General features: G+C 63.2%; 18 protein-coding genes. 7 read left to right on the top strand and 11 right to left on the bottom strand.

Going from position 1 to position 26508, the window contains the following annotated elements; translation table 11 throughout:
• On the top strand, nt 1–189 hold a 189-nt coding region (locus BM046_RS16305), incomplete at its 5' end, for a hypothetical protein (RefSeq protein ID WP_218150011.1).
• Between the two features lie 11 nt (nt 190–200).
• On the opposite strand, the gene BM046_RS07190 is transcribed toward BM046_RS16305, so the two are convergent.
• The 3 genes from BM046_RS07190 to BM046_RS07180 form a co-directional block, all read right to left on the bottom strand.
• Nucleotides 201–1547 carry a substrate-binding domain-containing protein gene (locus tag BM046_RS07190; RefSeq protein WP_090538402.1) on the bottom strand — a complete coding sequence of 449 codons (1347 nt, stop codon included), beginning with the start codon at nt 1545–1547 and terminating at the stop codon, nt 201–203.
• Between the two features lie 62 nt (nt 1548–1609).
• A complete protein-coding gene (locus BM046_RS07185) occupies nt 1610–2809 on the bottom strand; it encodes a sugar transporter (RefSeq protein WP_090538436.1) in 1200 nt (399 codons plus the stop codon).
• A gap of 140 nt (nt 2810–2949) precedes the next feature.
• Nucleotides 2950–4335, bottom strand: a complete 1386-nt coding sequence (locus tag BM046_RS07180) for a diguanylate cyclase (RefSeq protein ID WP_090538401.1) — start codon at nt 4333–4335, stop codon at nt 2950–2952.
• A 185-nt stretch (nt 4336–4520) separates the two neighbouring features.
• Between BM046_RS07180 and BM046_RS07175 the strand changes: the two genes are divergently transcribed.
• From BM046_RS07175 to BM046_RS07165, 3 genes are all read left to right on the top strand, one after another.
• Nucleotides 4521–7505 (top strand): transglycosylase domain-containing protein, encoded by a 2985-nt coding sequence (locus BM046_RS07175; protein ID WP_090538400.1) that lies wholly within the window; start codon nt 4521–4523, stop codon nt 7503–7505.
• Between the two features lie 66 nt (nt 7506–7571).
• Nucleotides 7572–8435, top strand: a complete 864-nt coding sequence (locus BM046_RS07170) for a uroporphyrinogen-III synthase (RefSeq protein ID WP_218150010.1) — start codon at nt 7572–7574, stop codon at nt 8433–8435.
• A 31-nt stretch (nt 8436–8466) separates the two neighbouring features.
• Nucleotides 8467–10899, top strand: coding sequence for a Lon protease family protein (locus BM046_RS07165; protein ID WP_090538398.1), 2433 nt, complete (start codon nt 8467–8469; stop codon nt 10897–10899).
• A 1309-nt stretch (nt 10900–12208) separates the two neighbouring features.
• Here BM046_RS07165 and radA read toward each other — a convergent pair.
• Nucleotides 12209–13582 (bottom strand): DNA repair protein RadA, encoded by a 1374-nt coding sequence (gene radA, locus BM046_RS07160; protein WP_090538397.1) that lies wholly within the window; start codon nt 13580–13582, stop codon nt 12209–12211.
• A gap of 155 nt (nt 13583–13737) precedes the next feature.
• Between radA and BM046_RS07155 the strand changes: the two genes are divergently transcribed.
• The gene (locus BM046_RS07155) at nt 13738–14856 is read left to right on the top strand and encodes a methyltransferase (protein WP_090538396.1); all 1119 of its coding nucleotides are present in this window, start codon (nt 13738–13740) and stop codon (nt 14854–14856) included.
• Between the two features lie 5 nt (nt 14857–14861).
• On the opposite strand, the gene BM046_RS07150 is transcribed toward BM046_RS07155, so the two are convergent.
• The 3 genes from BM046_RS07150 to ettA form a co-directional block, all read right to left on the bottom strand.
• A complete protein-coding gene (locus BM046_RS07150; RefSeq protein WP_090538395.1) occupies nt 14862–15221 on the bottom strand; it encodes a PilZ domain-containing protein in 360 nt (119 codons plus the stop codon).
• A gap of 139 nt (nt 15222–15360) precedes the next feature.
• Entirely contained in the window at nt 15361–16701 is a 1341-nt protein-coding gene (gene gdhA / locus BM046_RS07145) for an NADP-specific glutamate dehydrogenase (RefSeq protein WP_090538394.1), read from the bottom strand.
• Nucleotides 16702–16969: 268 nt separating this feature from the next.
• Nucleotides 16970–18634, bottom strand: coding sequence for an energy-dependent translational throttle protein EttA (gene ettA / locus BM046_RS07140; RefSeq protein WP_090538393.1), 1665 nt, complete (start codon nt 18632–18634; stop codon nt 16970–16972).
• A gap of 215 nt (nt 18635–18849) precedes the next feature.
• Between ettA and glyA the strand changes: the two genes are divergently transcribed.
• Nucleotides 18850–20106, top strand: a complete 1257-nt coding sequence (glyA, locus tag BM046_RS07135; protein WP_090538392.1) for a serine hydroxymethyltransferase — start codon at nt 18850–18852, stop codon at nt 20104–20106.
• A gap of 116 nt (nt 20107–20222) precedes the next feature.
• Nucleotides 20223–20957 carry a substrate-binding periplasmic protein gene (locus tag BM046_RS07130; protein ID WP_090538391.1) on the top strand — a complete coding sequence of 245 codons (735 nt, stop codon included), beginning with the start codon at nt 20223–20225 and terminating at the stop codon, nt 20955–20957.
• Nucleotides 20958–21000: 43 nt separating this feature from the next.
• On the opposite strand, the gene mqo is transcribed toward BM046_RS07130, so the two are convergent.
• The 4 genes from mqo to BM046_RS07110 form a co-directional block, all read right to left on the bottom strand.
• Nucleotides 21001–22488 (bottom strand): malate dehydrogenase (quinone), encoded by a 1488-nt coding sequence (mqo, locus tag BM046_RS07125; RefSeq protein ID WP_090538390.1) that lies wholly within the window; start codon nt 22486–22488, stop codon nt 21001–21003.
• A 760-nt stretch (nt 22489–23248) separates the two neighbouring features.
• A complete protein-coding gene (locus tag BM046_RS07120) occupies nt 23249–24592 on the bottom strand; it encodes a sigma-54-dependent transcriptional regulator (protein WP_090538389.1) in 1344 nt (447 codons plus the stop codon).
• A gap of 35 nt (nt 24593–24627) precedes the next feature.
• The gene (locus BM046_RS07115; RefSeq protein WP_090538388.1) at nt 24628–26220 is read right to left on the bottom strand and encodes a sensor histidine kinase; all 1593 of its coding nucleotides are present in this window, start codon (nt 26218–26220) and stop codon (nt 24628–24630) included.
• Complete coding sequence (locus BM046_RS07110; protein WP_090538387.1) at nt 26201–26431, bottom strand: PP0621 family protein; 231 nt, start codon at nt 26429–26431, stop codon at nt 26201–26203. Before BM046_RS07110 ends, BM046_RS07115 begins: the two co-directional genes overlap by 20 nt.
• Between the last annotated feature and the right edge of the window lie 77 nt (nt 26432–26508).

The raw sequence follows: 26508 nt of genomic DNA, 5'->3' as shown, positions 1-26508 counted from the left end.
CGCGCGATCATCGGTTTGGACTTCACCTACTTTAATCCGATGGCTGACGAAGGAAAGGGGCGGATGATAGATACGGACCGCTTGCTCTACTGCCGAAAAGCCCAACTCGACGATCTGATCGCGATCATCCGCGAGCACTTCCCCGAATCCACACCCTATGAAGAGGCCTACATCCCCATCTATGCCTGATGGGCGCTTTGCTAGTCGTTGTACACCCACACCTCGACACGACGATTCTTCAGGCGGCCGCTGAGGTTGCTGTTGGTAGCAACCGGCAGCTCGTTGCCGATGGCGAGGGTCTCGGCAACGTTGATGCCGCGCTCCTGCAGGGCTCGGCGGACGGTATTGGTGCGCAGCCGGGCCAGCAGCTCTTCCGCCCCCTTCATCCGCGGGTCGCTGAAGCCGACCAGTACAATGCGATCATCGGTCAGGGCGCGTTCGGTGAGAAATTCCTCCAGTCGGTCCATATCCTGCCAGGCTTTGTTGTCGAGCCTGGCTGAGCGTTCCTGCGTGCGGAAGTTGACCGACAGCCGTACGGCGCGTTTGGTCAGTTGCTGATAGGCCTGGGGCATGTCCGGTTGCGGGCTGATGGTGATGGTACGGATGTTCTGACCGACAAAGCCGACCTGATCTACCACGGCCTGCCCGGCGTGGCTCTGGGTGAAGTCGAGCAGCGCCCTGGCCAGGGGGTTGGTTTCGTTTGGGCGGATGTACATGAACAGCCGGCGGGCGAGGGGATAGTCTTCGGTGGTGATCAGTTCCGCAGTCGGCAGCATGGGTTGCGAGTCACCGGAAGATACCGCGATGGCTCTGGCAGGAGCGATACCGGACAGGCCGACGAAGCCGATGGCGCCGATATTCCGCCGGACCGAGAGGGACAGCTCGCTGGTGGAGGCGTAGCGCTGTGCGCTGGTCGCCAGCTCGAGTTGGCGCGGGCTGAGTACCATGTCGCGGAAGGTTTCCCAGGTGCCGGAGTTGCCATCGCGGGCATGGATATGGATCGGGCCGGGCAGGCCGCCCAGCTCGCGCCAGTCGGTGATCTGGCCGGCGAACACCTGGGCTATCTGATCCAGATCCAGGGTCTGGATGGGGTTGTCCGGATGGACTATCACCGCGATGCCGTCCAGGCCTATGACCTGTTCCGCATCGGCACTGAGCATGTCCCCGGCGGCGGCGAGGTCTCTGGCTTCGGCCTGGCGGATGGGGCGGGAGGCGGCACCTATCTGCGCCGATCCGTCCTTCAATCCCTTGAACGCGGTGCCCGAGCCGTGGGCGTGGATGCGTACTTCAATGCTATGGCCATCAACGCTGACAGCGGTGATCCTGTGTTCCCGGGTGGTCTGGTTGAGGTCTGCCCGGATATCGCTGGCGCCGTTGGCGAGCAGCATGCCCTCCACCAGCCGCGGTGCGAGCTCGGCGCCTATGGTGTTGGAGCCATTGATCTGCAGGTGCAGATCGGCTGCCTGAGTCGGTGCGCTCAGAATGATAAGACCGGCCAGCAGCAGGCGGCTGACACGCGCCGAGCGCAGCGAGGAGAAAACTGACATATCCATGGCCCCTGTGATGAAACAGCGGGGCGATCTTATTACACGAATATGACGGTTCGATGTCAGGGTCGAGCGCTTTGCTGGATCGGCATCTGGGGCGGCAGCCGCCACAGGGCGGTGAGGCAGATCAGCATGCCGCCGAGGCCGAGCATGCCGCCGACCGAGCCCACGTTGGCCAGCCCCAGCTGACTGGTGACCTGGCTGCCGAGCAGCGCGCCGGCGCCGATTCCCAGGTTATAGAGGCCGGAGAACAGGGACATGGCTACATCCGTCGCATCCTCGGCGATGCGCAGGACGCGGGACTGCAGGGCAAGTGTCAGGGTCAGGATGGCAGCGCCCCAGATAAAGCTCAGGCCGCCCAGCAGCCAGAGGTTGGCGGCGGACGGCAGCAGCATCAGCAGGCAGAAGGTCAGGGCGAACATGCTGCCGACCAGGACGGTGCGCGGATGAAAGGGGCTGCAGCGGCTGAAGATCACCGCGCCGGCCAGCCCGGCGCCACCGAATACCAGCAGCAGTCCGGTGATCTGGTTGCCGACCAGGCCGGCGATGTCCCGGACGAAGGGCTCTATATAGCTGTAGGCGGTGAACTGGGCGGTGACGCAGATGACCACCAGGGCGTAGACCACCATCAGCGCCGGACGGCGGACCAGCAGAGGCAGGCTGGCCAGCGAGCCACTGTTGCGGCTGGGCAGCAGCGGCAGCAGTCTGGCCAGCACCGCCATGGTCATGAGGGCCAGCACGGCAATGCTGAGGAAGGTGATGCGCCAGCCGATCATCTCGCCGATCACCCGACCGAGGGGAACGCCCAGCACCATGGCCAGGGTGGTGCCGGCAGCGATCAGACCCAGGGCCTGGGCCTCGCGTCCGGCCGGTGCAATGCGCACAGCCAGAGACGCGGTGATCGACCAGAACACCGCGTGGGCCAGGGCGATTCCCACGCGGCTGATCACCAGCACGCCGTAACTCCAGGCCAGGAAGGACAGCAGATGGCTGGCAATGAACAGGGCAAATACGCCCAGCAGCAGGCGGCGGCGCTCGATGTTGCGCGTCATCAGCATCAGCGGCAGTGATGTCAGGGCAACCAGCCAGGCATAGACGGTCAGCATCAGGCCGACCTGTTCCGGCAGCATGCCGAAGCTGGCGCTGATGTCGCTGAGCAGGGCCACCGGGGCAAACTCGGTGGTATTGAAGATGAATGCGGCCAGGGCCAGGGCAATAACGCCGAGCCAGCTGCCCTGGGGGGCGGTGTCTGCAGTAGTCATCAAGATGGAACCGAACGAGAGGAAATCGACGGGTGAAGGCGGTCCGTCGAGGAAGGGGCGCATTCTAACGGAAAGCGCCGCCTTCGGGCGACTTCCCGACGGATATCCTCCAGCGAGTGAACACGGGCGTCACGCTGGAGTCATTCCGGGGCTATCACCACCCGGTTGCGGCCGTTGTTCTTGGCCTCGTAGAGGGCATCATCGGCCCGGCGCAGCAGTTGCTGGTAATCGGGATGCCCGTTGTACACCGCCAGCCCGAGGCTGACCGTCAGATGCATGGTAACGTCCTGGGGCAGGCGGAAGGTTTCGGCAGCGATGGCGCGGCGGATGTTGTCGGCGGCCTTGGCGGCGCTGTGGTCATTGACGTCCACCATGATCATCAGGAACTCCTCGCCACCCGTGCGGAACAGGTAATCCCCGGCCCGGCTGCGGTTGAGCATCAGCACGGCGACCTGCTGCAGCACCAGATCGCCGGCTTCGTGGCCATGGCTGTCATTGATCTGTTTGAAATGGTCCAGGTCCAGGGCCAGCACGGCGAAGCTGCCACCGGTGCTGCGCGCATAGGTGATCTGCTTGTTCAGCACTACCGAGAGGTACTTGCGGTTGAGCAGGCGAGTCAGCACATCGCGGCCGGATTCCAGTTCGTTGTTCTGCTCGAACAGCAGATCCAGGTGATAGCTGATGCTCTTGGCCTGCTCGCGCAGATCTCGCAGCAGCTGCATGGTGTGGGTCGGGTTTGCCTCGCTCTGGCGGTTGGCGAACAGCGGCAGCAGCATCTCGTCGATCCGGGTCATGGATTCCAGAATCAGCTCCGTTTCCGGTGCGCCCTCGAATCCGTGCGCGCCCTTGTGCCGGAACCACAGGCCGAACTCGGAGGCGCTCAGCCGGGGCAGATGCTGGGCCGCGGTGTTCATTGCCACGTCGAACATCAGCTGATTTTCCCAGTCGAGCAGAGCGGCGCGCTGGCGCTCTTTTTCCGACGCCATGTTCTGGGTTACCGCGAACAGTCGGTAACTCTCTTCGGCGCGGGAGCGGCGGTCGTGTGAGGTGGTATAGGCGTGGCTCATGATCTCCATCGCCAGATCGATGAGGGTGGCGGCAAAGGCCGCCGCCTCGGCGGCTTGGCGTTCGGGCAGTTCTTCGCGCAGGTAGGTGATCAACCGCTGCTTGAGCAGCCGGGCGCCACGCAGCACCAGATGCACCGGGATGGAAACGCGGGCGTGGACCTCGCCGATCCGGGTCTGGTGGGCGATGACCGACTGGATATCGGCGGCTTCGCTGCTGTTGTAGAGGTTGGTGATCCAGTTTTCCATGGATCTGCTGAGCCGTGTCTTGACCTCCTCGTGGGACAGGAACTGCGCTGCTTCCTTGTGCGCAAGCATCACGCCGTAGAAATGCGACGCCAGATCGGTGCGATGACGTTCTGCCGTCTGTGCCACCCGCTCACGAACATCGGCCGGGAAGCTGTCCAGCCGCTCCAGCCATTCGCAGGTGAGATCGTCGAGGGTGAATTGAGTGGCGGGCATCGCAGGTACCTCACAGGGACGAACGGTCATTTTCCCATAGCCCCGGTTACGAAGCCATCCTGTCGCGGCGTGGGCGAAGTTTCAGGCCTAACCATGCGTCTGCAAAAAGCGGGATAAAGGGGGTTGCGCACTAACGCAGTGCTGATCCTCAACTAGACTTTAAGGGAACTGAGCATGGGGGAATCATGAGATTACGCATCTGGCTGATTCTGGGCTTTCTGACGCTGACCATGATCTGTGTGGCTGGCTTCGAGTTCCGTCATGCCTGGTTCCAGTCCAACTGGATCAGCGAGTATGCCAGCCAGCTGCGCTACCAGCCCGTGGAGGGCCAGAGCGATGCTATCCACTTCCCGGAATCCGGACCCTTCGATCAGCGTCTTGGCTACAGTCTGATTCCCCAGTTCCAGCCGCGATTGCAGCGCGAAGGCTTCCAGATCACCCGGCAGATGCGCTTTTCACCGGAACTCATGGAATATGCAGGTCGTGGACTTTATGTGCCCTATGACGAGAAAACCCAGGCGGGCCTGCGAATCATTGATGCCCGGGGTGAGGTGATCTACGAGTTCGGTTACCCCCGGTCGGGCTTTGCCGGGTTCGAGGAAATCCCCCCGCTGCTGGTGGAGTCCCTGCTGTTCATCGAAAACCGATACTTGCTGGATGAGACCCTGCCCCGGGCCAACCCGGCGGTGGACTGGCCGCGGCTGATGGGGGCGTCCATGGCCATGCTGGTGGGTACTCTGGGCGGCGAGGGGCCCGGGCACGGAGCCAGCACCCTGGCGACCCAGATGGAAAAATACCGCCACTCGCTGGAGGGGCGCACCCAGTCGCCCATCGACAAACTGCGGCAGATGACCTCGGCCACGGTGCGCGCCTACATGCACGGCCCGGATACCCTGCAGGCCCGGCAGCAGCTGGTGCGCGATTACCTGAACACGGTACCCCTGGCTGCCGCCCCCGGTCATGGCGAAGTCCATGGCGTAGGGGACGCCCTGTGGGTCTGGTTTGCCGAGGATCTGCAGCGCTTTTCCGCCAATCTCAACGGCGACAACGGTCTCGCCGATCAGGCCCGGGCGTTGCGCCAGGCCCTGTCGCTGATCATCGCCCAGCGCCGGCCCAGCTGGTATCTGCTGGGTGGTCGGGAGGAGCTGCAGCAGCTGGTCGACAGCCATGTGCGCCTGCTGGCCAGTCATCAGCGCATAGATGAGCAGCTGGCCCTGGCGGCTCTGGGGACCAGGCTGGAATACCGGGACTGGCAGGCAGACCCCTTGCTGGAGCCAAGCGGTGCGGACAAGACCGCCTGGGTGGCGCGCAATCAGCTGGTGTCGCTGCTGGGCCGTTCGGCCTATGACCTGGACCGTCTGGATCTGCAGGTCAACAGCACTCTGGATGCCAATCTGCAGCGCACCGTGGGCGATTTTCTCGAAGCGCTGGCCGATGACATTGTCGCCTCCGAAGCAGGGCTGCTGGGTGAGCGGCTGCTGTCGCCGCAGCAGGCCTCGCAGGTGCGCTACAGCTTCACCCTGATGGAGTTGACCCCCGATGGCCATCAGGTGCGGGTGCAGACCGATACCACCGGGCTGCCCTTCGATCTCAATTCCGGCAGCAAGCTGGAGTTGGGCTCCACCGCCAAGCTGCGGGTACTGACCACCTATCTGGAAATCATCGCCGAGCTGCATGAGCAACTGGCCGGCGCCGATGCCGACGTAATCCAGGCCGCCCGCAGCCGGCGTGGCGACCCGCTGACGCTGTGGGCAGCCGATTATCTGCGCCGCAACCCCGATGCCACCCTGGAACAGATGCTCGAAGCGGCCCTGCAGCGCCGATATTCCGCCTCTCCCTATGAGCAGTTCTTCACCGGCAGCGGCGTGCAGCGCTTCAACAACTTCCGCAAGGAGGACAACAATCGCATCGTCACCGTGCAGCAGGCGCTGCAGGAGTCGATCAATCTGCCCTACATACGCCTGCTGCGCGATGTCATCCGCTACTGCATGCATCAGCGGGTGGAGGATGCTGACGGCCTGCTGACCAACGATCGCGATCCGCGACGCCGGGCTTATCTGGAAACCTTCGCCGACCGCGAGGGCAGGGTGTTCCTGCAGCGCTTCTGGCGTCGCTATCAGGGTATGGACGAAGCCCAGCGCTTTGAACGCCTGCTGCGCCAGGTCCAGCCGATCGCTGCCAGGCTGGCAGTGGTGTACCGGGAGCTGCACCCGCAGGCGGACTACGATACCTTCCGTGAATTTCTCGAGTCCCACGTCAGGGTGCCGCAGAGCCCGGAGAGGATAGAGCGCCTGTACCGCACCTATGCCCCGGGCAGCTATAACCTCAACGATCAGGGCTACATTGCCAAGGTGCACCCGCTGGAACTGTGGCTGCTGGGCTATCTGCGCGAGCATCCCCAGGCCACGCTGTCCGAGGTGCTGGAAGCGAGCGTTGATGAGCGGCAGGAGGTCTACAGCTGGTTGTTCCGCACCCGCCATGTCAGTGCCCGCAATACCCGCATGCGCATCATGCTGGAAAAAGAGGCCTTCGCTGCCCTGCATGAGCGCTGGCGCCGGGTCGGTTACCCCTTTCCGCAGCTGGTGCCCTCGCTGGGTACGGCGCTGGGCAGCTCGGGAGACCGGCCCAGCGCCCTGGCCGAGCTGATGGGCATCATCCTCAACGACGGTCGGCGAATCGGCGTGCGACGGCTGGGCAGTCTGCATTTTGCCGAAGGCACGCCCTGGGAGACCCGTTTCGAGCCGGCCCCCCTTGAGCAGGAGCAGGTGCTGCATCCGGCGGTAGCCGCAGCGCTGCGCGGTGCGCTGTCGGCGGTGGTGCTGGATGGTACCGGTCGCCGGCTGCAGGGCGTGTTCACCGATGCCGAGGGCCAGCCCCTGGTGGTCGGTGGCAAGACCGGCACCGGTGACAACCGCATCCATACCGTGACCCGCTCGGGGGCCATCGTTGCCTCTTCGGTACTCAACCGCACCGCGACCTTCGTGTTCTTTATCGGCGACCGCCACTTCGGCACGCTGACCGCCTTCGTTCCGGGGGAGGATGCCGGGTCCTTCCACTTCACCTCGGCGTTGCCGGCGCAGGTGCTGAAAAGCATGGCCCCGGTACTGGCGCCACATCTGACTTCACCCGACTCGGTCGGCGAGCTGCAGGCCCGGGCGTCGCTGCCCTGAGGGGCGACGGCCCGTGGCAAACCGGTTAGCATTGACCCCCTGTGATTCCCGGAACGGATGCTTGCCATGTCTGACAATCTGCCCCTCAGCGGGCGCCGTATCGCCCTGCCCGAGAGCCGTGAACTTGATCTGTTTGCCGATATGCTGCTCAAACGTGGTGCTCAGGTATTGCGCTGCCCGCTGGTCTCCATCCATGACGCCCCCGACCAGCAGCCGGTCCAGGAGTGGCTGGTCCGTTTCACCAATGAGCCCTGGGATGACTTCATTGCCCTGACCGGTGAGGGTATCCGCCGGCTGCTCGCTGCCGCCGAGCGAGCCGGAGGCACCCTGCGCGAGGATTTCATCGCCCGGCTGGCGCAGGTACGCAAGATCACCCGCGGCCCCAAACCCGGTGCAGCGCTGCGCACTATCGGTCTCAAGGCTGACCTGGTAGCGGTGGAGCCGACCACCGAAGGCGTGATCCGCACCCTGGCGGACGAGAACCTGCAGGGACGGCGGATTGCCGTGCAGCTCTACGGGACTGATCCCAACCCGACACTGATGGATTTCCTCCGTCAGGCCGGGGCGGTGACCGCGCCGGTGGCCCCCTACGTCTACGCCGACGATGTGGAAAATCGGCAGGTGGAGGAGCTGATACAGGAGCTGGGCTCCGGCACACTGGATGCCATTGCCTTTACCAGCGCTACCCAGGTTCGCCGGCTGTTCCAGATCGGTCGGCGCAGTGTCGGCGAAACGCAGCTGGTTTCAATTCTGAGAGGGGTGGCCGTTGCCGCGGTCGGCCCCGTCGTGGCCGAAGAGCTGCGCGATCGCGGTGTTGAGGTGGATCTGATGCCCGAGCAGAGCTTCTTCATGAAGCCGCTGGTGCGCGAGCTGGTACGCCGGTTCGCCAACCCGGCCGCAGGTCCGGGCTCGGATACTGGTTTACACTGATCCCATTCACCTCGTTACCAAAGGAAGTTTGATGAGCAAATCCGGTCCGCTTCGTTTGCTGCCAGAGCAGCTGACTGTTCCGATCGATCTGGAGAGCCTGGGCTTTTCCACCACTGATGATCTGGAGCCCTTCAAGGGCATCCTCGGTCAGGATCGGGCCGTCGAAGCCATGCATTTCGGGGTGGCCATGAAGCGCGCCGGTTACAACATGTTCGTCATGGGTGAACCGGGTACCGGGCGTTTTTCCTATGCCATGCGCTATCTGAAGGCGGAGGCCAAGCGCATGCCGACGCCGCAGGACTGCGCCTACGTCAACAATTTCGAGGAGAGCCGTGCACCCCGTGCGCTGCATATGGCTGCCGGGACCTCCGGGCGCTTCGTCGAAGACATCGAGAATCTGGTGGACAACCTGCTGGCGACCTTTCCGGCGGCCTTCGAGCACCCGGCCTTCCAGCAGAAGAAGAACGCCATCGACCAGAAATTCAACCGCCGCTATGACGCCGCCATAGAGAGCGTCGAACGTCAGGCCCTGGAACGCAACATCATGCTCTACCGGGACAACGGCAACCTGGCGTTCACCCCCATCCGTGAGGGCAGGGGATTGGAGGAGGCCGAGTTCGCACAGTTGCCCGAGGCCGAGCGCGAGCGCTACCACGCCGATATTGCCGAACTCGAGGATCTGCTCAGCGAGGCACTGTCCAGCCTGCCGCAATGGAAGCGCGAGTCCAGCAACGAGCTGCGCGAGCTGAACGAGCAAACCATTACCGAGGCGCTCAACCCACTGCTGGTGCCATTGACCGAACGCTACTGCGACAACCCGGCGATGTGCGAGTACATCCAGGCTGTACACCAGAACCTGCTCAAGGTGGTGGTGGAGCTGCTGGTCGACGAGCGCGCCGAGTTGCGCTCCGATGCGGTGAAGAAAGCGGCCCTGATCGACCATTACAGTCCCAACGTCATCGTCGAGCACAGCGGTTCACCGGGGGCGCCTGTGGTCCACGAGCCGCACCCGTCCTATGACAACCTGTTCGGACGGGTGGAATACACCTCCGAGCAGGGGGCGCTGGTCACCAGCTACCGAAATATCCGTGCCGGTGCGCTGCACCGGGCGAACTACGGTTACCTGGTCCTGGAGGCTGACAAGCTGCTGGCCGAACCCTTCGCCTGGGAGGCGCTCAAACGGGCGCTGCATTCCCGCCAGCTGAAGATGGAATCACCCTGGGCGGACCTCGGTCGGCTGACCACGGTCACCCTGACGCCCCAGGTGATTCCGCTGTCGGTGAAGGTGGTGCTGATCGGATCGCGGCGCGCCTACTACATGCTGCAGGATTACGATCCGGACTTTCAGGAGCTGTTCCGCGTGCTGGTGGACTTCGATGACCACCTGCCACGTACACCCGACAGCATCGAGGGCATGGCCCAGTTGCTCAAGACCCGCGTCGACGAGGAAGGCATGGCTCCTCTGACCGTCGCTGCGGTGGCCCGCATCCTGACCTACAGTGCGCGCCTGGCTGAACACCAGCAGCACCTGTCCGCCAGCATCAGCGACATTTTCCAGCTGGTAGCCGAAGCGGATCTGGTGCGGGAGCTGGCCGGCGACCGCATCACCGACACCGGCCATATCGAGCGCGCGCTGCAGGCCAAGGAGAACCGCACCGGCCGAGCCAGCGCGCGGATTCGCGAGGACATGCTGTCCGGCGTCATCCTCATCGATACCGACGGCGCCGCTGTGGGCAAGTGCAACGGCCTGACGGTGCTGGCCATCGGTGATTCGGTGTTCGGCGTGCCGGCCCGCATCAGTGCCACGGTGTATCCGGGCAGCAGCGGCATCGTGGATATCGAGCGGGAGGTCAATCTTGGTCAGCCCATCCACTCAAAGGGGGTGATGATCCTCACCGGCTATCTGGGCAGCCGCTACGCGCAGGATCATGAGCTGGAGATCTCCGCGAGCATCGCCCTTGAGCAATCCTACGGCTATATCGACGGCGACAGCGCCTCGCTGGGCGAGGTCTGCGCACTGATCTCCGCCTTGGCCAAGGTACCGCTCAAGCAGTGCTTCGCCATCACCGGCTCGATCAACCAGTTCGGCGAGGTCCAGGCCATCGGCGGGGTCAACGTCAAGATCGAGGGCTTCTTCCGCCTGTGTCAGGCCCGCGGCCTGACCGGGGAGCAGGGGGTGATCATTCCCCGCTCCAATGTACCCAATCTGATGCTGCATCAGACGGTACTGGATGCAGCACGCGAGGGACTGTTCCATATCTACGCGGTGGATAACGTCGATCAGGCGCTGAGTCTGCTGGCCGGGGAGGACGCCGGAGAGCCGGATGAGGACGGCAACTTCCCCGCCGGCTCCATCAATGACCGGGTGGTACGACGACTCCAGGCGATCAGCCAGCGCAACCAGCATGATGACCGGGAAAGCCCCGGCGAAGCGCCCGGCATCGAGCCCCTGCTCAAACCCTGATCAGCCCTTTCCAAGCCAGAGCTGACAAGCGTTCGCGCTGTATTTCCCATGAATGCTCACAGGGTTATCCACAGTTTGTGTGGATTACCCTGTTGGCTCTGCTGGCGTGAATTGCTGTCAATCACCCTTTCCGGTGATCCGTGAACCAGTCGACCTTTTTTCTTATCAGCGAGGCGGCAGCCCCGTAATGGTGCGGCTTTGAGCTGCAGCTGCCCCCCTTTTTGAGACCAGCCGGTCGGGGTTGTCCATTTTTTGAACGAATTGCCTCACAGCCTGTCGTGGCGTGGCCCAGCGGCAGTTGCTCCTAGGCTGCTCACAGAGTTATCCACAGATTGTGTGGGCAACTGCGACGGGGATCGTCCATCACCCCGTTCGCACCCGGGGCGGGTGCTCCTACGGTTGGCGCGTGCTGATTGTAGGAGCACCGCCCTCGGTGCGAAGGGTGAAGCCAGAACACCGAGCCAGCCGTTGTTCGCACCCGGGGCGGGTGCTCCTACGGTGGGTTCGTGTTTGATTGTAGGAGCACCGCCCCCGGTGCGAAGGGTGAAGCCAGAACACCGAGCCGGCCGTTGTTCGCACCCGGGGCGGGTGCTCCTACAGGAGAGGCGTGTGTTGATTGCAGGAGCACCGCCCCCGGTGCGAAGGGTGAAGCCAGAACACCGAGCCGGCCGTTGTTCGCACCCGGGGCGGGTGCTCCTACGCAGGAGGCGCGTGCTGATTGTAGGAGCACCGCCCCCGGTGCGAAGGGTGAAGCCAGAGCACCGAGCCGGCCGTTGTTCGCACCCGGGGCGGGTGCTCCTACGGTGGAGGGGTGTGTTGATTGTAGGAGCACCGCCCCCGGTGCGAAGGGTGAAGCCAGAACACCGAGCCGGCCCTTGTTCGCACCCGGGGCGGGTGCTCCTACAGGAGGGGCACGTGTTGATTGTAGGAGCACCGCCCTCGGTGCGAAGGGTAAAGCCAGAACACCGAGCCGGCCGTTGTTCGTACCCGGGGCGGGTGCTCCTACAGGAGAGGCGTGTGTTGATTGCAGGAGCACCGCCCTCGGTGCGAAGGGTGAAGCCAGAATACCGAGCCGGCCGTTGTTCGCAGCCGGGGCGGGTGCTCCTACGCAGGAGGCGCGTGCATGATTGTAGGAGCACCGCCCCCGGTGCGAAGGGTGAAGCCAGAACACCGAGCCAGCCGTTGTTCGCACCCGGGGCGGGTGCTCCTACAGGAGAGGCGTGTGTTGATTGTAGGAGCACCGCCCTCGGTGCGAAGGGTAAAGCCAGAACACCGAGCCGGCCGTTGTTCGCACCCGGAGCGGGTGCTCCTACTCGAACAGCACCCCCAGCGCTTCATCCAGGCGGGTGACGGCAACCACCTGCATGCCCTTGGGGGCCTCCTTGGGGGCGTTGGCCTTGGGCACTATGGCGCGGGTGAAGCCATGCTTGGCTGCCTCCTTCAGGCGCTCCTGACCGCTGGGTACCGGGCGGATCTCGCCGGACAGTCCCAGTTCACCGAATACCATAAGATCCATCGGTAGCGGGCGGTTGCGCAGGCTGGAGATGACCGCGGCAAGCAGCGCCAGGTCGGCGGCGGTTTCCAGCACCTTGACCCCGCCGACCACATTGACGAATACGTCCTGATCATAGGTGGCCACCCCGCCGTGGCGGTGCAGTACGGCGAGCAGCATGGCCAGGCGGTTCTGATCCAGCCCCAGGGTCACCCGCCGCGGGTTGCCCAGATGGCTTGTGTCGACCAGTGCCTGCACCTCCACCAGCATGGGTCGTGAGCCTTCCCAGGTAGACATGACCACACTGCCGGGGATGGGCGCGTCGTAGCGCGACAGGAAGATCGCCGAGGGGTTGGCTACCTCCTTCAGGCCCTTGTCGGTCATGGCAAAGACGCCGAGCTCGTTGACTGCGCCGAAGCGGTTCTTCACCGCACGCAGCATGCGCAGACGGCCATCGGATTCGCCCTCGAAATAGAGCACTGTGTCGACCATGTGCTCCAGTACGCGGGGCCCGGCCAGGGAGCCTTCCTTGGTCACGTGGCCGACCAAGAAGATGGCTGTGCCGCTCTGTTTGGCGAAACGTACCAGCAGGGCGGCGCTCTCGCGGACCTGGGCGACCCCGCCGGGGGCCGACTGTAACTGTTCTGTGAAAATGGTCTGGATGGAGTCCACCACCATGACTCGGGGCTGCTCACGGCGGGCAGTGGCTATGATGTTCTCGATACAGGTCTCGGTCATGACCTTGAGCTGGTCCCGTGGCAGGCCGAGGCGTTCGGCGCGCATGGCCACCTGCTGCTGGGATTCCTCACCGGTCACATAGAGTGCGGGCATGCTGCGGGCCAGCTGACACAGGGTCTGCAGCAATATGGTGGATTTGCCGATACCCGGATCGCCGCCGATCAGCACCACGGATCCGCTGACCAGCCCACCGCCCAGTACCCGGTCCAGTTCCGAGGAGCCGCTGGGCTGGCGTGGTGTTTCCTCCGTGGAGACCTCGGCCAGGGTCTTTACCTGCGCGGCTTCGCCGGCCCAGTGGCTGCTGCGTCCGGCACTGCTGCCGCCGACCGGGGTAGTGTCGATAACCGTCTCCACCAGTGTGTTCCAGGCCTGGCATTCCGAGCATTGGCCGGCCCATTTGCTGAAGGTGGCACCGCATTCGGTGCAGCCGTAGAGTCGCTTGTTCTTCGCCATCGTTGATCCAGTTGGAATTCGTGCAGCGCTCACTATACCGGTCACCATCGAATAAATCCGGTGGTGGTTGGCGATATCGAGCCGGGCCGCCGCCAGCCCGTCGGTCCCGGCGCTGGGGTATACTGTGCGCCCCCGAAATCGACCCCCGGTAATCCATGCAAGAATGTGAAACTCCTTTCGGCGTGCTGACGCTCGACCGCTATCCGCCGACCGCCAACCCAACCCTGCAGGCCTGGGATGCGGCAGACCTTCATATGCTGCAGCAGTGCCATCCGGGGACTGGCGGGCGTGTGCTGGTGATCAATGACAACTTCGGCAGTCTGGCCTGCGCCCTGGCCCGGGGCGGCTGTCAGGTCATCAGCTGGAGCGACTCCTTTCTTGCCGAGCAGGCCCTGCGACTGAATCTGGAACGCAATACATTGGCCGCCGATCAGGTGGACTTTGTCGACAGCCAGCAGCTGCCAATCGGGCCGGTTGACCGCGTTCTGCTGCGCATTCCCAAGAGCCTGGCGCTGCTGGAGGACCAGCTGAGCCGGCTGCGCCCGCTGCTGGGTGCCGGCGTGGCGGTGGTGGCGGGCGCCATGCTCAAGCACCTGCCGCCCACGGCGGGTGATCTGCTGGAGCGCCATATCGGCCCCTATCAGGCAAGCCTGGCCTGGAAGAAGTCCCGCCTGCTGATCGCCACAACCAGTGAAGCCCCTGCACCGGAGATTCCTGATCTGGTCACCCGGTACGAGCTGGCAGATACCGGCTTTCTGCTGACCAACCGGCCCGGCGTTTTCTCCCGGGAGCGACTGGATATAGGGACCCGGGTGCTGCTGCCCTGCATCCCTGTCGGTGTGAAGGCAGCACGGATCGTGGATCTGGGCTGCGGCAATGGCGCCCTGGGTATCCAGGCCGCGCTGCACAATCCCGATGCGCAGCTGCGCTTTATTGACGAATCCTATGTGGCGGTGGCCTCGGCCCGGGACAACTTTGCCGCAGCCTTTCCCGGGCGGCAGGCGCAGTTCCAGATCGCCGATGGTCTGCTGGATGCTGTGCCGGGCTCGGCCGATCTGGTGCTGTGCAACCCGCCATTTCACCAGCAGCAGGTCATAGGTGATGAGATCGCCATGCGCCTGTTCCAGCAGAGCCGGCGGGCACTGGTCGAGGGCGGTGCGTTGCTGGTGGTGGGCAACCGGCATCTGGGCTACCACGTCAAGCTGCGACGATTCTTCCGCCGTGTTGAGCAGGTAGGGGGCAACAACAAGTTCGTGGTGCTGCGGGCCAGCTGAGCGGGTCAGTGGTAGAGGGCGGCCAGCTCGCGCTCGGCCAGTGCCTCGTCACCCAGGTTGAGCATGATCAGGCGCTTGAGGTGGCTGATCGAGTCCAGATCCATGTGTTGACACTCCAGCCCGACCAGTCCCTCGCGGGCGAAGGCCATGCGGACGTCCATATGGATATGCTCGACAGGTGATAGTTCGATCACGGCATGGAACGGCTGATCAGGCTGGATCCGGGACCAGCCATCCGGCTGGAGTATCAGCAGACCGCGCAGGGAAATATCCACCAGCCCGGCCACCGCATGCCAGTCCTCCTGGTGCAGACGCACGGGGGCATCGAAGGGGATACGGCTGAAACGGCGGCGGTCATCAGGCATGGCGGCCCTCACTGATGGAGTGGGCATTGGGCTGAGTATAGCCGCTGCAGGGCGCAGCACAGAAGAGCGCGACAATTTGCAGCGGTGGGTCCGCAGGCGTAGCGCAGGCGCGCCACACCCCCGGTGATCTCCGGCAGAGTCAGACCACGCCCTGGGCCAGCATGGCGTCGGCTACCTTGACGAAGCCGGCAATGTTGGCGCCCTTGACGTAGTCGATGTAGCCGTCCGGGCCCTTGCCGTAGCGCTCGCACGCAGAATGGATGGACTGCATGATGGCGTGCAGGCGGGTATCCACCTCGCCGTCGCTCCACTGCATGCGCATGGCGTTCTGACTCATTTCCAGGCCGCTTACCGCTACGCCGCCGGCGTTGGCAGCCTTGCCAGGTGCGAACAGGATGCGGGCTTCCTGGAACACGTCGATGGCCTCCAGGGTGGAGGGCATGTTGGCACCTTCTGCGACGCAGAAGCAGCCGTTGGCGACCAGCGTGCGGGCGTCATCACCGTTCAGTTCGTTCTGGGTAGCGCAGGGCAGGGCGATGTCGCAGGGCAGGTGCCAGGGACGCTGACCGGCCAGGAATTCCAGCTGCAGCTCGTTGGCCATGTCCAGCAGGCGTGCGCGCCGCTCGTTCTTCAGGTCCATCAGGTAGTGCCAGTGCTCAGCGGTCATGCCTTCGGGGAAGTACAGGGTGCCGCCGGAGTCGGACACGGTAATGACCCTGGCACCCAGTTCCATGGCCTTCAGTGCCGCGTACTGCGCCACGTTGCCGGAACCGGAAATCGCCACGCGCTTGCCTTCGAAGCTGCGGTTGCACTCCTTGAGCATTTCCTCGGTGAAATACACGCAGCCGTAACCGGTTGCTTCGGGACGGATCAGGCTGCCACCGTAGGTCAGGCCCTTGCCGGTCAGTACCGAAGTGAATTCGTTGCGCAGGCGCTTGTACTGGCCATACAGGAAGCCGATCTCCCGGGCACCGACGCCGATGTCACCGGCGGGGATGTCCAGATTCTCGCCGATGTGGCGCGACAGCTCGGTCATGAAGGACTGGCAGAAGCGCATTACTTCAGCGTTGCTCTTGCCCTTGGGGTCGAAGTCCGAGCCGCCCTTGCCGCCGCCCATGGGCAGGGTGGTCAGCGCGTTCTTGAATACCTGCTCGAAGGCCAGGAACTTGAGCACGCCCAGGTTGACCGAGGGGTGGAAACGCAGGCCGCCCTTGTACGGGCCGATAGCGCTGTTCATCTGCACGCGGTAGCCGCGGTTGACGTGAACCTGACCGTTATCATCCATCCACGGCACGCGGAACATGATGACCCGCTCGGGCTCGATCAGGCGCTCGATGATGCCCGCCTTGAGGTACTTGGGGTTTTCTTCCAGGAACGGCCACAGTGTGGACAATACCTCTTCGGCTGCCTGGTGGAATTCGGGTTGGTCTGGATCGCGCAGCTTCAGGTGCGCCAGGCAGGCGTTCAGGGTGTCAGTCATGGAAGTCTCTTTTTTGCAAGTTTAAGACGTAATGGCGCAAATTTATCAGAGGCGAGTGCACTCTGAAATAGCAGGGAAAGAAATTTCTGCACCCTTTCTGCGCTATTGATTGGAGGAGAAAGCTCAGCGCCACCCGCGCCCCGGGGTGGGTTTTTCATGCTATATGATTGTTTTGCAAGAATTTTTTCTGATTCGGGAGGGCTGCATTGCCTGCGCCATTCGGTCGCAGGCAATGCACCAGAAAAGTTCCCGAAAAATGTGACTTTTCTCAGGCCAGCTTCTTGTAGCGTACGCGATGCGGCTGGGCAGCGGCCTCGCCCAGGCGTTTCTTGCGGTCTTCTTCGAACTCGGTGTAGTTGCCCTCGAAGAATACCACCTTGGCGTCGTCCTCGTAGGACAGGATGTGGGTGGCGATCCGGTCAAGGAACCAGCGGTCGTGGGAGATGACGATGGCCGAGCCGGGAAAGTCCAGCAGAGCCTCTTCCAGCGCGCGCAGGGTTTCCACGTCCAGATCGTTCGAGGGTTCGTCGAGCAGCAGCACGTTGCCGCCCTGCTTCAGCGTCAGCGCCAGGTGCAGACGACCGCGTTCACCGCCGGACAGATCCTTGACGAACTTCTGCTGGTCGGCGCCCTTGAAGTTGAAGCGTCCGACGTAGCCGCGGGAGGGCACTTCGTAGCTGCCCACGGTGATCATGTCGAAGCCGTCGGAGACCTGTTCCCAGACGGTCTTGTTGCCATCCAGGTTGTCCCGGCTCTGATCCACGCTGGCGATCTTCACCGTTTCACCAATGATGATCTCACCGCTGTCGGGCTGTTCCTTGCCGGTGATCATGCGCAGCAGGGTCGACTTGCCTGCACCGTTGCCACCGATCACCCCCACGATGGCGCCCTTGGGAATGCTCAGACTCAGGTCGTCGATCAGCACACGGTCGCCATAGCTCTTGGTGACGTTGTGCAGCTCGATGACCTTGTCACCCAGTCGCGGACCGGCGGGAATATAGATCTCGTTGGTTTCGCTGCGCTTCTGGAACTCCTGGGACTGCATCTCTTCGAAGCGTTGCAGACGGGCCTTGGACTTGGCCTGACGCCCCTTCACGCCCTGACGTACCCACTCCAGCTCGGCCTTCATGGCCTTGGCATGGGCGGCTTCCTGCTTGGCCTCCTGCTCCAGACGCGCGGCCTTGGATTCCAGCCACTGGGAGTAGTTGCCCTCGAAGGGGATACCATGGCCGCGGTCCAGCTCGAGGATCCAGCCGGCGACGTTGTCGAGGAAGTAACGGTCGTGGGTGATGGCTACCACGGTGCCGGGGAAGTCGTGCAGGAAACGCTCCAGCCAGGCGACCGAGTCGGCGTCCAGGTGGTTGGTGGGTTCGTCCAGCAGCAGCATGTCCGGCGCGGACAGCAGCAGACGGCACAGGGCGACGCGGCGCTTCTCACCACCGGACAGGTGGCCGATCACCGCATCCCAGGGCGGCAGCCGCAGGGCGTCGGCGGCCACTTCCAGCTGACGGTCGAGGTTGTGCCCATCGGCGGCCTGGAGGATGGCCTCCAGCCTGGCCTGCTCGGCGGCCAGGGCGTCGAAGTCCGCATCCGGCTCGGCATAGGCGGCGTAGACTTCATCCAGACGGGCCTGGGCGTCCTTGATCTCGCTCACGGCCTCCTCGACGATCTCGCGCACGGTCTTGTCCGCATCCAGCTCCGGCTCCTGGGGCAGGTAGCCGACCTTGATCCCGGGCATGGGCCGGGCTTCGCCATCGAACTCCTTGTCAACGCCGGCCATGATGCGCAGCAGCGTGGATTTGCCCGCGCCGTTGAGGCCGAGCACGCCGATCTTGGCGCCGGGGAAGAACGACAGGGAAATGTCCTTGAGGATCTGCCGTTTGGGCGGCACTACCTTGCTCACCCGATGCATGCTGTATACGTATTGGGCCATGTGGAAATAACCTTGATTACGAAGTAGAGGGAGTGGCACCTCGAACGGGTGCGGAATGGTGGGCAAGGCTAGCTGAAGTCGGGGGTGAGGGCAAATGTGGCACCATGAACCCAACCATTCGACCGCCTGAATCCTTTTCATGTGCCAGTCTGTAACGGTTTGAGGTAAAATGCGGCCTCTTTTTTATTTGTACATCTCTGGCAGAGGGCCGTGACATGTTTAGCCGTTCCAACGATATTGCCTCCTTCGACCCCGAGCTGTGGTCTGCTATGCAGCAGGAAGCTCAGCGGCAGGAAGAGCACATCGAGCTGATCGCTTCCGAGAACTACACCAGTCCTGCGGTCATGCAGGCGCAGGGTTCGGTGCTCACCAACAAGTATGCCGAAGGTTACCCGGGCAAGCGTTACTACGGCGGCTGTGAGTTTGTCGACGTGGCCGAGCAGCTGGCGATCGACCGTGCCAAGGCCCTGTTCGGTGCCGATTACGCCAACGTTCAGCCCCATGCCGGCTCCCAGGCCAACAGTGCCGTGTTCCAGGCGCTGCTGCAGGCCGGTGATACCGTACTGGGCATGAGCCTGGCCCACGGTGGCCACCTGACCCACGGTGCAGCGGTCAACTTCTCCGGCAAGATGTACAACGCCATCCAGTACGGTATCGACACCGAGACCGGTCTGATCGACTACGACGAGGTCGAGCGCCTGGCGGTCGAGCACAAGCCGAAGATGATCATTGCCGGCTTCTCTGCCTATTCCCAGATTCTGGATTTCGCCCGCTTCCGCGAGATCGCTGACAAGGTCGGTGCCTACCTGTTTGTCGACATGGCCCACGTGGCCGGTCTGGTCGCCGCTGGCGTCTACCCCAACCCGGTGCCCTACGCTGACGTGGTCACCACCACTACCCACAAGACCCTGCGTGGCCCCCGTGGTGGTCTGATCCTCGCCCGTGCCAACGAGGAGCTGGAGAAGAAGCTGAACTCCGCCGTATTCCCCGGTGGTCAGGGTGGTCCGCTGATGCACGTGATTGCTGCCAAGGCCATCTGCTTCAAGGAAGCCATGAGCGACGAGTTCAAGGCCTACCAGCAGCAGGTAGTGAAGAATGCCCAGGCCATGGCCGGCGTATTCATCGAGCGCGGCTTCGACGTGGTTTCCGGTGGCACCCAGAACCACCTGTTCCTGCTGTCCCTGATCAAGCAGGACATCACCGGCAAGGATGCGGACGCCGCCCTGGGTCGCGCCTTCATCACCGTGAACAAGAACGCGGTGCCGAACGATCCCCGTTCGCCCTTCGTGACCTCGGGTCTGCGCATCGGTACTCCTGCCGTTACCACCCGTGGTTTCAAGGAAGCCGAGTGCCGCGAGCTGGCCGGCTGGATCTGCGACATCCTGGACAACATGGGCGATGAGTCCGTGGTGGATCGGGTGCGCGATCAGGTCAAGGCCATCTGCGCCCGCTTCCCGGTGTACGTCGACTGATTCGACTGCTCCCGCAGTAGCTCAGACCCCCTGTCGGCAATCCGGCAGGGGGTTTTTTATTGCAATTTATACCGGGCTGGGTAGGCTGGGATGATCGGGACTGCGGAGATAAGGACATGCGCAACGCGGCAATCGGCCTGATACTGATGCTGGCAGGGATGGGCGTACTGCGGGCCGAGGGCAAGCCGGAAGTGAATCTGGTTTTCCTCGGGCTTGCCGGGTACTCGGAGCTGTCGCCCTCCGGTGAGGTGGTCGGTCGCGGCGTGGAGATGGTGGAGAGAATCTTCGCCGAGGCCGGCTACCCGATAAGAAAGTCGATACTGCCGCCGGCGCGCATCTGGCGGGGGCTGGAAAACGGCAGCATCCATGCCTGGCCGGGCATCTTCAACAAGCCCGGGCTCATCGAGCACACCATCCAGACCGAACGCGATCTGGGCTATGTCGGCATCAACCTCTATTACCTGCCGGGGCGGGCGCCCCCTGTATGGCCGGATGACCTGCGTAACGGCAGCGTCATCACCATCACCAACTACACCTATACCGAGGAGCTGCGCAATCTGCTGGCAGATCCGTCGCGCAATCTGGCGATTCTTCGCAGCAATTCACATACCGGGGCAGTGAAGATGCTCAGGCAGGGGCGAGGGGATTATCTGCTGGATTATCGCAGCCAGGTGCAGTCGGCACTGGGGTCGCTGGAGATGGAACCTTTGCCCTGGGTGCCGGTAGTGGAATTGCCGATGCGGCTTCTGCTGTCACGGCATTCGGGCTTTGCAGAGCAGCTCAAACAGGATCTGGATGAAGCCTTCGACCGCCTGAAGGCGAGGGATGCACAGATGGAGGTGAATCTCTGATCAACGCAGGCAGACGGGCCGAGGCCCGCCTGCTGCAGGTGGCTCAGTCGCGACGCAGGTTCAGCGTGCTCAGGGTGCGCTCGCGCACCTTCTTGAGCAGTTCGGCGTCCTCGACCAGGGACTGGCCATAGGAGGGCACCAGTTCCTTCATGCGGCTCTGCCATTGGGCTGAGGCCATGCGCTCGGGGAAGCAGCGCTCCAGCACATCGATCATGGCCTGCACCGCCGTGGAGGCCCCGGGGGAGGCGCCCAGCAGTGCAGCCAGGGTGCCATCCTTCGCGGCGACGATTTCGGTACCGAACTCGAGCTTGCCGTGGCCCTTGGCGTCCTTCTTGATGATCTGTACCCGCATGCCGGCATTCTGCAGGGTCCAGTCTTCTTCCTTGGCGTCAGGGAAGAAGTTGCGCAGGGAGGCCACACGGCTCTTGTGCGACTGCAGTGATTCGGCGATCAGATAACGGGTCAGGTCCATGTTGTCGCGACCCACCGCCATCATCGGCGCCAGGTTGTTGGGCTTGACCGAAGTGAACAGATCCAGCACCGAGCCCTTTTTCAGGAACTTGGTAGTGAAACCGGCAAAGGGGCCGAACAGCAGTGCGGGCTGGCCGTTGATGATCCGGGTGTCCAGGTGGGGCACCGACATGGGCGGAGCGCCCACGGCTGCCTTGCCGTACACCTTGGAATGGTGCTGCTCGACGATTTCCTGTTTCTTGCATACCAGCCATTGACCGCTGACCGGGAAGCCGCCGTATCCCTGGCTCTCGTCGATCCCGGACTTCTGCAGCAGGGGCAGGGCGCCGCCACCGGCGCCGAGGAACACGAAGTTAGCCTTGAATACCTTGTCTTCGCCGCTCTGTTCGTCGCGCACGGTGACACGCCAGCGACCGCTCTTGCTCTTGCGCAGGCTCTTGACCGAATGGCTCAGGTGCAGCTGGAAGTTGTCCAGGCTGGTGAGGTGCCGGACCATGTTACGGGTCAGGGAGCCGAAGTCGACGTCGGAGCCGTACTCCACGCGGGTGGCGGCGATGGGCTGATTGAGCTGGCGCTGCTGCATGACCAGCGGCATCCACTCGGCGATCTGTTCCGGCGACTCGCTGTACTGCATGTCTGCGAACAGGTGATGGGCGCTGAGCAGTTCATGCCGCTTGCGCAGGAAGGCAACGTCCTTTTCACCCCAGACGAAGCTCTGATGAGCGGTGGGATTGATGAACTTGGTGGGCGCCGGCAGTATCTGCTGCTCCACGAGGTGGGACCAGAACTGCAGGGTCACCTCGAAGTTGGCATTGATAGACAACGCGCGGTTGATAGTGATGCTGCCATCATCGGCTTCGGGGGTGTAGTTCAGCTCACAGTAACCGGCGTGCCCAGTGCCGGCATTGTTCCAGCCATCCGTGCTCTCGTGAGCAACGTGATCCAGACGTTCGACCAGGGTAATGGCCATATGCGGATCCAGCTGTTTGAGCAACATTCCGAGCGTGGCGCTCATGACGCCACCACCGACAAGCAATACGTCTACATCTTTTGCTGTCATTAACATGTCGCCTCTTACAAAAAACTGCGCGTATCATACCCGTTTTATTCCGCCGAGTGTCATAAGCTTTAGGTCTATTCAAACGGGTGTTTAGTGGGGGAAGGGCTGAAGTGTCAGCCTGGGGAGTGCGGTGATTCCAGACCCTGTTCGTGCTAGCGGAGGGCACCTGTTCGCACCCGGGGCGGGTGCTCCTACGACTAAGGTGCAGGTTCGGTTTTACCGGGGTGGTTGGGCTCAATTGTAGGAGCACCGCCCTCGGTGCGAAGCGGGCGGGCATTTGTTCGCACCCGGGGCGGGTGCTCCTACGACTAAGGTGCAGGGTCCGATTTTACCGGGGTGGTTAGGCCCAATTGTAGGAGCACCGCCCCCGGTGCGAAGCGGACCGGCATTTGTTCGCACCCGGGGCGGGTGCTCCTACGGCGAAGGTGCAGAGGTCGATTTTACCGGGGTGGTTGGGCTCAATTGTAGGAGCACCGCCTCGGTGCGAATTGGGGCGGGCATTTGTTCGCACCCGGGGCGGGTGCTCCTACGGCGAAGGTGCAGAGGTCGATTTTACCGAGGTGGTTGGGCCCGATTGTAGGAGCACCGCCCCTGGTGCGAAGCGGGCCGGCAATTATTCGCACCCGGGGCGGGTGCTCCTACGACTGAGGTGGCAGGCGATTTACGAAGGGGTGGTTGGACCCGATTGTAGGAGCACCGCCTCGGTGCGAACCGGGCGAGCACCTGTTCGCACCGGGGCGGGTACGGCTGTCCCGCCGGTTCAATCCTCCAGCCCCAGTTTCTTTAACCGGTAGCGCAGCGAGCGGAAGGTCAGCCCGAGGCGGCGGGCGGCGGCGGTCTTGTTCCAGCGGGTTTCTTCCAGGGCCTGGGTCAGGGCCTTGCGTTCGATGTCATCAAGGAAGTCCTCCAGCGAGTCGATCTGGGTCAGGTCGGTTTCGTCGCCGGGAACCGGGGCGGTGTTGAGCTGGATATCCGCCGCGGTAATGACGTCGTTGTCGCACAGGGTGAAGGCGCGCTCGAGGATGTTCTCCAGTTCCCGCACGTTGCCGGGGAAGCGGTAGTTGCTCAGGCGTTCCATGCAATCGGGGTGAACATTCGGCGGCTCCACGCCGACCCTAGCGGCAAGTTGCTGCAGTATGTGCTGGACCATCAGCGGGATATCCTCGCGCCGCTCACGCAGCGGGGGTACGCGCAGCTCGATGACATTGAGACGGTAGAACAGATCCTGGCGGAAGCGGCCCTCGGCCACTTCCAGGGCAAGATCCTTGTGGGTCGCGCACAGCAGGCGGACGTTGACCGTTTCTTCCTGTTGAGTGCCGACCGGGCGCACGGCCTTTTCCTGGATCGCACGCAGCAGCTTGACCTGCATCGGCAGCGGCAGGTCGGCCACCTCGTCGAGGAACAGGGTGCCTCCGCAGGCGGCCTGGAACAGGCCTGGCTTGTCCGCCACGGCCCCGGTGAAGGCGCCCTTGCGGTGACCGAAGAATTCGCTCTCCATCAGCTCGGAGGGAATGGCACCGCAGTTGACCGGCACGAAGGGGTGACAGGAACGGGGACCCAGCTCGTGGATTCGCCGGGCCACCAGCTCCTTGCCGCTGCCGGACTCGCCACTGATATAAATGGGCGCCTCGCTGCGGGCCAGCTTGAGGATCTGACGCCGCATCTGCTGGATCGGCGGCGAGGTTCCGAGGATGGGATCGTCGTCCGCAGTGGCAGCGTCGGCCTTCTGCCTGGGGCCGGCCAGGCGCAGGGCGGTGTTGACCAGCTCGCGCAGACGCTGCAGTTCCACCGGTTTGGTAACGAAGTCGAAGGCGCCGGACTTGAGCGCGTTGATGGCGGTGTCCAGGCTGCCGTAGGCGGTGATCATGGCCACCGGGGTGGCAGGGTAATGCTGCTGTATGTGCCGGACTATGCTCAGCCCTTCGCCATCGGGCAGGCGCATGTCGGTCAGGCAGAGATCAAACTGCTGTCGGGCCAGCAGGTCGAGGGCTTCGGCAACCGTTGTAGCCGTTCGGGTCTGGACGTTCATGCGGCCGAGGGTCAGATCCAGAAGCTCGAGAATGTCCGGCTCGTCGTCAATGATCAGTGCCAGCGGTTTGTTCACTGGATGCTCCGTGCGTAAAAACTATCTGACCGACATCATACCAGTCGTTTGGGGTGGGCGAAGACAATCCGCATGCAGCTGCCCCGGGGTTCCAGTCGCCGGTACTCCAGTCGCGCCTGGTTGCTCTCACACAGTTCCCTGGAGATATACAGGCCCAGTCCCGTGCCGGTGCTTTCGGTGGTAAAGAAGGGCTCGAAGACCTGGGGTATGTTGCGGTCGTCGATCCCGGGACCGTGATCTATCACTTCGAGAATCGGCAGACCGCTTTCCCGGTCCTCATACAGCTTCAGCCAGATGGTGCGGGGGCTGCCGGGTTCGCCGCTGTAGCGGAAGGCGTTCTGGCAGAGATTGGTCAGCACCTGGTTGAGCTGGTTCGGGTCCATGCGGGTGAGTATGCCTTCCTTCTCGAACTCGCACTCGATGATGTCGGTGCTGGGATTGGCCAGCTCGTAGTCGCGGACGAAATGCGCCAGCCACAAGGTCAGATCCAGCAGCTGGGGATCGCTCTGGCGGCGGCGGGACAGTTCCAGCACGGTTTCTATCACCCGGTTCATGCGGCGGGAATGCTGCTGGATGATGTCGGTGAGGCGGCGATCCTGGTCCTGGAAGCTGGGGGATTCGGCCAGCAACTGCGCCGCATGGCTGATGGCGCTGAGCGGGTTGCGGATCTCGTGGGCAATGCTGGCGGTCAGCCGCCCCAGGGAAGCCAGCTTGAGTTGCTGGGCCTGCTGCGCCACCACGGTGTTGTCATCCAGAAATACCAGGGTCGACTCGTTGTCCTCTTCGGGCAGGCGCTTGAAGCTGGCCATGATTTCAACGCCGCCCACGTGATTGCGAAAGGGCAGACCGCGGATGCAGGGGTTGATCTGCCACTGGCGCAGGCGCTGGCCCAGCTCCGGTGCCAGTCGGTCCAGCTCCATGCCACGGATCACCGCCTTGCCCAGCATCTCCGCCGCCGCTTCATTGGCCAGCAGGACCTGATGGTTGTTGTTGAGCACCATGATGCCGGTACGCATGCGCTGGATGATCACCTGGTTGAGCTTTTCCAGGCTGGCCAGGCTGGCGGCGTGCTGTTGAGCCAGGCTTTCCGAATGACGCAGGCGGCGGCTCAGGCGCTGCACGAACAGGGCAACGGCAAAATAGATGCAGCCCAGCACGCCGACCTGCAGGTAGTTCTGGTTCAGTGCGGGGTCGGAGAGGCTGAGGAAGAAGGTCAGGTAGATGAGCGCCATGCTGGCCAGTGCCGCCAGCAGCAGACCGATGCGCCCATGCAGCAGGATGTTGCCCGAGGCCACCGGTATGATCAGCAGGTTGCCCAGACCGCTGGCGGCGCCGCCAGCGGCGTAGAACAGCATGGACAGGAGGAAGATATCCACTGCAGCGAGCACGAACAGATGGATGTCCTTCTTGCCCTGATGCAGCAACAGTGCGATGAGCACGTTGACGATCAGGTAGATCCAGCTGAGGCTCTCGTAGAGGTCCGCGTTGCGCAGGTCGATCAGCCCATCGCGCAGGGCGGAGCTGGTCAGCAGGGTGAGGAAGAACCCCAGTACCACCCGATAGATATTGTAAACACGCAATATTTTCGGGCGTTGGGAGTCAACCGTATCAGGTGCGCTGGTCCACATCGCGATGCTCGCTGCAGCAATACCATTTGCCGTCCTGGTACAGGGCCAGGTTTTCCGGGAGATGCAACTGACACTGGGCGCAGCGGACCATACGCTCTGGCTCGGGGGCGTCGTGGCGCCGCGATTCGGCCCTGGCCGCCTTGAAGCGACGCCACAGCAGGTAGGCCACGTAGGCCAGTGCCAACAGAATGAGAAACCTGATCAAGCCCATGTGTACCGTTGTCCCTATGAAAACAGCCCGTAGTGTATCCCACCGGGGCACTGTACCAAACAGATCTGTCGCCCTCG

It is taken from the genome of Halopseudomonas formosensis (assembly GCF_900115905.1).
In the GTDB taxonomy this organism is placed as follows: Bacteria; Pseudomonadota; Gammaproteobacteria; order Pseudomonadales; family Pseudomonadaceae; genus Halopseudomonas; species Halopseudomonas formosensis.
This window is presented reverse-complemented; position numbering and strand designations above follow the sequence as displayed.